Origin of the sequence: Agrobacterium sp. ST15.13.015, assembly GCF_027871645.1 — a bacterium.
In the GTDB taxonomy this organism is placed as follows: Bacteria; Pseudomonadota; Alphaproteobacteria; order Rhizobiales; family Rhizobiaceae; genus Agrobacterium; species Agrobacterium leguminum.
The window spans coordinates 1-8,504 of record NZ_JAQAHF010000037.1; the positions used below are offsets into that span (position 1 = coordinate 1).

General features: G+C 61.4%; 6 protein-coding genes. All 6 read right to left on the reverse strand.

The annotated features are described in order from the left end of the window. Positions 1 to 157: 157 nt before the first annotated feature. On the reverse strand, positions 158 to 2,401 hold the full coding sequence (locus PIB16_RS26525; protein WP_271046673.1) for a bifunctional diguanylate cyclase/phosphodiesterase: 2,244 nt from the start codon (positions 2,399 to 2,401) through the stop codon (positions 158 to 160). Positions 2,402 to 2,653: 252 nt separating this feature from the next. Beyond that, positions 2,654 to 3,433, reverse strand: coding sequence for a MetQ/NlpA family ABC transporter substrate-binding protein (locus PIB16_RS26530; protein WP_004433407.1), 780 nt, complete (start codon positions 3,431 to 3,433; stop codon positions 2,654 to 2,656). A gap of 33 nt (positions 3,434 to 3,466) precedes the next feature. Continuing rightward, positions 3,467 to 4,135: a methionine ABC transporter permease gene (locus PIB16_RS26535; protein WP_004433403.1), complete on the reverse strand. Its 669-nt coding sequence runs from the start codon at positions 4,133 to 4,135 to the stop codon at positions 3,467 to 3,469. Then, positions 4,125 to 5,165: a methionine ABC transporter ATP-binding protein gene (locus tag PIB16_RS26540; protein WP_080857906.1), complete on the reverse strand. Its 1,041-nt coding sequence runs from the start codon at positions 5,163 to 5,165 to the stop codon at positions 4,125 to 4,127. Before PIB16_RS26540 ends, PIB16_RS26535 begins: the two co-directional genes overlap by 11 nt. A 368-nt stretch (positions 5,166 to 5,533) precedes the next feature. After that, a complete protein-coding gene (locus tag PIB16_RS26545; protein ID WP_080857905.1) occupies positions 5,534 to 6,163 on the reverse strand; it encodes an NAD(P)H-dependent oxidoreductase in 630 nt (209 codons plus the stop codon). 368 nt (positions 6,164 to 6,531) lie between these two features. Further along, the gene (locus PIB16_RS26550; protein ID WP_104679884.1) at positions 6,532 to 7,911 is read right to left on the reverse strand and encodes a GH1 family beta-glucosidase; all 1,380 of its coding nucleotides are present in this window, start codon (positions 7,909 to 7,911) and stop codon (positions 6,532 to 6,534) included. Positions 7,912 to 8,504 lie beyond the last annotated feature (593 nt).

Consider the following 8,504-nt stretch of genomic DNA (forward strand, 5'->3'; position numbering starts at 1 on the left):
GCGGGGAGAAGTCCGCGGCAGCGGGATGAGGGAGCAAGCTCTCCGAAATCCGGCAGCGTGGCCCCCTCATCCGACCCTACGGGCCACCTTCTCCCCGGCGGGGAGAAGAAATGGGCCGCACCTTCAGGTGATCAAGAATGGGTGGAAGTAATCAGCCTCACGCCCCTGCCCGCAACGCAAAGAGCGGTGCGTCCTGCCCATCCAGCATGGCGGTGATCTCTTCCGCCGCAACCGGTTTCGAGAACAGATAACCCTGCAACTCATCGCAGCCGCACAGATGCAGGATGGCCGCCTGCTCTTCCGTTTCCACGCCTTCAGCCGTCACCGGAATATCGAGCGACTTTGCCAGCGCCACGGTGGCCTGCAGCATTTCCAGCGACCGGCCGCCCTTGTCGAGCGCCATGATCAGCGAACGGTCGATCTTCATCCGGTCGAAACCGAAGCGGCGCAGATAACCGACGCTGGCGAAGCCGGCGCCGAAATCGTCGAGCGCGATGTGCAGGCCAAGCTGTTTCAGCTTGTCGATGGCCGCACTCGCCCGTTCCGGATGCTGGATGAAATAACCTTCCGTCATTTCCAGCCGCAGCCTTTCGGGCGGCGTCTGCGTCGCGTCGAGAATATCGGCCACATGGCCGGAGAAGGCAGGATTGCGGAACTGCACGGGAGAGATATTCACCGAGAGCTTGATGGACGGCCATTGCTGCGCCGTCTCGCAGGCCTTGTGCAGGACGAGAAGGCCGAGCCGGTCGATAAGGCCGCTGGTTTCGGCAGCAGCGATGAAGATATCCGGCGGCACGAAGCCATATCCCGGCCGCTGCCAGCGGGCCAGCGCCTCCACCCCGGTAATACAGCGCGTGGCGGCGCTGACGACCGGCTGATAGACCACCTGTATCTCATCGTTCAAAATGGCGGAGCGAAGATCGGCTTCGAGCTGCAGCTTTTCCTCGCGCAGCGCATCCATCTTCAGCTCATAGGAAACGTAACGCCCGCGTCCGTTCTCCTTGGCCTGATACATCGCCATATCGGCACGCCGCAGCAACTCCTCGCCATTGATGTCGCCGGCGCGGGAAACCGAGGTGCCGATGCTGCAACCGATGCTCGCCACCCTTTCACCGATGCTGAAAGGCTCGGTAAAGAGTTCAAGAAGCGCCAGACACAGTTTGCGGCCCTCGGCCCAGACGTCGTTGCCCTGAATGGCGATGGCGAACTCGTCGCCGCCGAGCCGCGCCAGCACCGCACCTTCCGGCACCAGCACTCTCAGCGCCGCCGCCACGCCCTTGATCAGCCGGTCGCCGGCGGCATGGCCGTAGGAATCGTTGATTTCCTTGAAACCGTCGAGATCGAGATAGAGCAGCTTGATATCCGTCTTGTCATGGCGGCCCCTGTCGACCATGCGGTTCAGCCTGGCGAAGAGCCCGGCGCGGTTGCTGAGCCCGCTCAGCCGGTCGCGCAGCGCCTCCTCCCGCGCCGCCGCCTCATCCGCCTTCAGGCGGTCGAGTGTGGCCGAACCGATGATGAGCAGCACCAGAAAAAACGTGCCGGCAATGCCAAGCGCGGTAAAGACGACCGGACGCGCCTCATGAAAGCTGACGTCTCCCGGAAGGTGCGAGCGCCAGACGAGCCGGGCCAGCACCTCCCCCAGCGGATTGACGATATCCACATGGTTGGCGGCAGGCCCGTCGCCATATTGCAGTTCCAGACCGTCGATGACGTAATTGCGGGCAAGCTTGTCCACCGTCGCCTGCTTGAGATGACGGGCGAAAACCAGGTAACGCCGCTCCGCACCGACAGGCGGCAGCGCCCCGGACTTCATCCGCACGAGCGCAACCCCCGCGGCGGCGACGCCATCGCCGGTCTTGACGAAGCCGGTCACCTGCGAAGTGATACCCGGACGCATGGAGCGCACGCGCTCGATCATTTCCCTGAGACCGCCGGCAAAATAGGCGTCCGGCTTCCATGCCACCGGCTTGCCGTCCTGATAGGCCATGCGGACCTTGCCGTCCTCATCGATGACCACGGCCGTATCGAAGAGATCGTTATTGACCGTCATCTCGCCGTAATTGCTTGCCACCCAGTCGAAACGATCAGGGGCATAGACATATTCGGCGGCATCGTCCCAGGCGGCGTAGTCATTCAGCGTCGCGCCGAGCTGCTCACGAAAGGTGACAAGGGCGCCCGCCGTCGTCTCGCGCGAACGGGCATTGTCGAGCAGGTTGGCCTTTTCCCGGACCTGGCTCAAGGCGGATAAAACCAGCGCGGTGACGATGATAAGCACCAGCGCGAAGGTGGACAATACGACGCCCACGGCGGTTCTGCGCCCGACCGGCAAATAGTCCCTAATGTTGCGCGGCGCAATCCGCATAAAATCCCCTTCGAAAGCCTCATCTTCCGAAGGAAACATTCAAAAGCGGTTAAGCCGCATTGTGGCCCCGCCCCAAAAAACCACGGGTATAAAACGACAGTCTGGCAAAGGCGCTTAAAAATCCTTCCCTGAAATGCCCCGGGTTTTTCATGGAAGGCGGATTTGCATCCATCCGGGAAAGAAAAAACCTCCCCCGCGAACGGGAGAGGTCGTGATTTTTTTAGACCGGGATGGCGACAAGTGTCAGCGGTTTTCGCCTTAAATACCGGTCTGATCCAGTGCTGGAGCGACTTACCAGGACGGGATGACCGTGCCGTTGTACTTTTCCAGAATGAAGGCCTTCACTTCCGGGCTCTGGTAGGATTCAACCAGCGTCTTCACCCACGGCTTGTCCTTGTCCTGCGCACGAACGGCGATGACGTTCGCGTAAGGGGACTTTTCGCTTTCGATGGCGATGGCGTCCTTCTTCGGGTTCAGGCCGGCAGCCGTCGCATAGTTGGTGTTGATGACCGAAGCGTCGGTATCGTCAAGCGAGCGTGGCAGCTGGGCAGCGTCGAGTTCGACGATCTGGATGTTCTTCGGGTTTTCGGTGATGTCGGCAGGCGTTACCTTGAGGCCGGCTTCTTCCTTGACCTTGAGCACGCCCTTGGAAGCGAGAACCAGCAGCGCGCGGCCGCCATTGGTCGGGTCGTTCGGAATGCCGACGGTTGCGCCGTCCTTCAGCTCGTCGAGGTTCTTCACCTTCTTCGAATAAACGCCCATCGGGGTGGTGATGGTGGTGCCGACGCTGACGAGATCGAACTTGCGGTCAGCGATCTGGTTGTCGAGGTAAGGCTGGTGCTGGAAGGAGTTGGCCTGCAGCTCGCCATCGGCCAGCGCCTGGTTCGGCACGACATAGTCGGAGAATTCGACGATATCGATATCGAGACCCTTGGCGGCCGCGATCTTCTTCACCTGCTCCATGATCTGCGCGTGCTCGGCGGGGGTTACGCCGATCTTGATGGTCTCGGCCAGCGCCTGACCGGCGGTGAAGAGAGCGGCGAGCGAGGCCGCGAGAATGAGTTTCTTCATGGGTGTCTCCTTGGGTTGTTATTATAAACGCAGTTAATTCTTCCGGGTCCGCTTGTCGAAGCTGCGGGCCAGCCTGTCGCCGGCGCTCTGCACCAGCTGCACCAGCACGATCAGCACCAGAACCACGACCAGCATCACATCCGGCATGAAGCGCTGGTAACCGTAGCGGATGCCGAGATCGCCCAGCCCGCCGCCGCCGACCGCGCCGACCATGGCCGAATAACCGATGAGGCTGACCAGCGTGAGCGTAAGCGCCAGCGTGATGCCGGGCTTGGCTTCGGCAAGCAGAACCTTGGTGACGATCTGCAGCGGCGTGGCGCCCATGGCGCGGGCGGCCTCGATCAGGCCCTTGTCCACCTCGCGGATCGCCGCTTCCACCAGCCTTGCGATGAAGGGCACGGTTGCGACCGTCAGCGGCACAATGGCCGCGCTGGTGCCGATGGAAGTGCCGGCGACGAGGCGGGTGAAGGGAATGATCGCCACCACCAGAATGATGAAGGGCGTGGAGCGCGCGGCGTTCACGACGAGGCCGAGGATCCGGTTGGTCATCGGCGCCGGAAACAGCTCGCCCTTGCCGCTGGTGGCAAGGAAAACACCCATGGGCACGCCGATCAGCGAGCCGACGATGCCGGCAACGGCGACCATGTGCAGCGTCTGCAACAGGCCCTTGGAGAGAAGGCTGAACAGCATATCAGGCGACATAACCGAGCACCTCCGTGTGAAGACCGGTCTCAGCATAAAAGCGATTGGCGCGGGCGGTGACATCCGCCGAGGCCGGATAGGAGACGACCAGCGAGCCAAAGGGCTGGCCGGAAATTTCCTCGATGGTGCCGGCAAGGATGTTCACGTCCGGGCCGATTTCGGCGACGAGGCGCGCCGTCAGCGGCTGGAAGGCCGTCTCGCCGAAGAACACCAGACGCACCAGAACGCGGTCGCCTTCCGCCGCCTGCGGTTTCAGGCCCGAAGTGACCCAATGCGGCAGCTTCACGCCGACCGAGGACGACAGTAGGCTGCGGGTCGTCTCGTGTTTCGGCGCGGTGAAGATGTCGAAGGTCGTGCCTTCTTCCACGATCAGGCCCCTGTCGATGACCGCCACCTGCGAGGCGATGGTCTTCACCACCTCCATCTCGTGGGTGATGAGCAGCACCGTGAGCCCCAGCTCGGCATTGATGCGCTTCAGCAGTTCAAGAATGGATTGCGTCGTTTCCGGATCGAGCGCGGATGTCGCCTCGTCGGAAAGGAGCAGCTTCGGCTGGGTGGCGAGCGCACGGGCGATGCCGACACGCTGCTTCTGGCCGCCGGAGAGTTCCGCCGGATAACGATTGGCCTTGTCGGAAAGCCCGACGAGATCGAGCAGCGGCGCAACGCGCGTTTCGATCTCCTTCTTGCCCATGCCGGCGATTTCGAGCGGCAGGGCCACATTATCGAAAGCGGTGCGCGACGACAAAAGATTGAAGTGCTGGAAGATCATGCCGACGGAACGGCGCAGCGTGCGCAGGCTCTTTTCATCGAGCGCCGCGACATCGACGCCATCGACGACCACGCGGCCGGTCGAGGGCTTTTCAAGGCCGTTGGCGAGGCGGATGAGCGTGGATTTGCCGGCACCGGAGCGGCCGATGATGCCGGTGATGGAGCCTTTCGGCACCACGTAGTCGATACCGGCAAGGGCTGCGAAACCGGGCTTGCCGCCGGCGCCGCCAAAGGTCTTGGTCACGCCTTCAAACGTGACCATAGGCTCCTTTGCCGACCCTTCAGGGACCGCCTGTTCTTGGCGCGCGGGGGATGCCGCGCTGGATGGAAAACTCATTGTAAACTCTGGGAATGCGTGACGGATCGGGTCTCAAAAAATCCTGTTGCGGTGCTGAACCGCTCTCTTCATGCAGCCTTCGGGCACATTCGATGACAGCTGATTTTCCGGGTCATTTCGTCAGGCTTTCACTCAGAAATGCCGGGGATCGGCAATTCGATGGCGCATACTTGCCCGCACACGCCACCTTTTAACAGGGATGTTTTTTCAATTATCTGAAAAGAGAGGAAAAATCTACCGCAAAGCCGCGTAGGCGGCCCTGCGGCAGTCAAGATTTCGCGACGATATGAAAATCACACGCGGCTGGTGAATTCCTCGAGCGGGCGGCGCACCTTCTTCAGGTTCACCAGCCAGTCGCCTTCCGGCTGGCGATAACCGAGCGGCAGGATGGTGACGGAGCGCAGGCCCTTTTCACGCAGGCCGAGGATTTCATCGAGCTTCGCCGGGTCGAAGCCTTCCATCGGAGTGGAATCCACGCCCTCGAAAGCGGCCTGCGCCACGGCCATGCCGAAGCCGATATAGGCCTGGCGGGCGGCGTGCTCGAAATTCACCTGCTGGTCGCGCTGCGGATAGGTGGAAAGCAGCATCTGGCGATAGGCTTCCCAGCCTTCATTCTTGATGCCGCGTTCTTCGTTGACCAGATCGAACATGTGGTTGATCCGCTCTTCGGTGTAATTGTCCCATGCTGCAAAGACCAGCAGATGCGAACCGTCGGTCACCTGCGCCTGGTTCCAGGCGATCTCGCGGATCTTGGCGCGGACTTCCGGATCGGTAACGACGATCACTTCGAAGGGCTGCAGGCCGCTGGAGGTAGGCGCCAGCCGCGCCGCCTCGACAATGCGCTCGACCTTGTCTTCCGACACGGCCTTGGAAGGATCCATTTTCTTGGTGGCATAACGCCAGTTGAGTTTTTCGATAAGCATGTTCGTTTTCCCTGGGAGGACCATCCCGCCCTGCCCCTTGGTCGCCAGAACGGGTGCTACGCCTTCGTAGCCCGTCTGACATAGGGGGCAGGACGGCGCGCGCAAGCAGGCACCGCGGGGTAACCGACAAAAAAGTTTTGAAAACTGATAATAAGGGGAGAGAACTTTATTGCGGCTGGCGCTGACACGTCGCCTGCTACCGGATGCGGCGCGTAAAGTTCATGCACGGCCGTCCCCCAACCCTCATTCCTGTGCTTGTCACAGGAATCCAGCCGACACACGTCCGCGTGGCGGAAAGACTCTTTTCAGCCCAAGGACTTGGGCTGGCTGGATCCCTGTGACGAGCACAGGGATGAGGGAGGTGACCGTTACGGCTTCGCCAGACCATGGTTCCCCTTCGGAAAGCCCGAAGCCAGCGCGCTGTACCATTTGCCGCTGTTCTTCAGCGTCCGCACCTGCGTGTCGTAATCCACATGCACGAGACCGAAGCGCATGCGGTAACCCTCGGCCCATTCGAAATTATCCATCAGGCTCCAGGCGAAATAACCGCGCATCGGATAACCGTCGCGGATGAGATCGGCGACGATACCGAGGTGTTCGGCGTAATAGTCGAGACGCGGCTGGTCATCCACCTCGCCGTTTTCGACGCCCATATTATAGCAGGCGCCGTTTTCGGTGATGTAGCAATCCGGCAGGTCGTAACGCTTGTAGAGCGTCTCCACCAGCGACTGGAGCGCCGGGGCATAGACCTCCCAGCCGATATCGGTCTTCACGTCGCTGATGGCTGGAGCCGCTATCGTGGCGGGGAATTCCGCGCCCGGTGTCGCATCGTCGGCAACGCGCATCGGCGTGTAATAATTCAGGCCCCACCAGTCTAGCTTCTGGCTGATGATGGAAAGGTCTTCCGCCTCCACCACCGGCATGCGGCTTCCCAGCGCCTCCATCATCTCAGCCGGATATTCGCCCTTGAAGACCGGATCGAAAAACGCGCCGTTGTGGAACTGGAAGGCTCGTTCGGCGGCCTTGAGGTCAGCGTCGCTATCGGAAGCCGGGATGACGGAATGGGCGTTCAGCACCAGCCCCACGGGCACTTTCGGCGCGACATGGCGAGAGGCTTCCACGCCGAAACCATGGGCGAGATTGATGTGATGCATGGCGGCAAGGGCTGCCTCCATGTTGCGCTCGCCCGGCGCGTGAATGCCATAGAGATGGCTGAGCCACACCGCGCACCAGGGTTCGTTGAAGGTCGCCACCGCATCCAACCGGTCACCCAGACGAGCCATCACGGTCTTGGCGTATCGCTGGAAAGCGTGCGCGGTGGAGCGCGAGGCCCAGCCGCCATCGCCCATCAGCGTCAGCGGCAGGTCCCAATGGTAAAGCGTCGCATAGGTCTTGATACCCCGCGCCTTGCAGCCATCGACGAGGCGGTCGTAGAAATCCAGCCCCTTCTCGTTGATCGGCCCAAAACCATCCGGAATGATGCGCGGCCACGCGATGGAGAAACGATAGGCCTCGACACCCATGTCCTTGATGAGATCGAGATCCTGCTCCCAGCGATTATAATGATCGCAGGCAATATCGCCATTGTGACGCTCGAAGACATGGCCCGGCATGTTGCAGAAGGCGTCCCAGATGGAGGGCTTGCGGCCATCTGCCTTCGTGGAGCCTTCGATCTGGAAAGAGGCGGTCGCGACGCCGAACAGGAAATCGCCGGGGAAACGGGCGGCTAGCGTTTTGGGATCGGTCATCTGCGAGGCCCTTCTCTGTCCATCGAGCGTGAAAAGATCAGCAGCGGTTTAGACCATGTCGGCCGGCAGGTACAGTCGTGGGCGGCAGGAATCTACAACGTTTCAGGATGCGCAGTTAACAAGTCCAAAGCGCTTTGCATGCGGGAGTGCCGCCGCAGCGGTTTGCCGGCGGCGCAAGCCATCGACCCGGCGAATGCGGGTAGAAGATGGGAGGTGGAGGAAGTCGTTGCATTCACCGGGCCGCATCATCAGGGCCGTCAGGGCAGCCCGTCGGTCACAGCCTTTTCACGGCACCTATCGGATCGGTCCTTCCCGCCTCTGGCCCGGCGGAATGCCTTTCCGAAACACGGTTTGCCAGAACCATGCTTGTCGATGCCGGCCTCCGGTTCGCGAAAGGCGCCGCGCGTATCGCCCTTCCGTTCCGGTTGCGGGAGGAATGATGCGGCGGAAATGGCGGGTGGGGATGGAAGGGGAAGGATTTTTCGGGAAGTGACTGGAAAGGAAGGAGGCTTGGCGCAGAGTTTTCCGCATCTTTTGGAACAGAACGGAGAGCAAACCCCCTCATCCGGCCCTTCGGGCCACCTTCTCCCCGG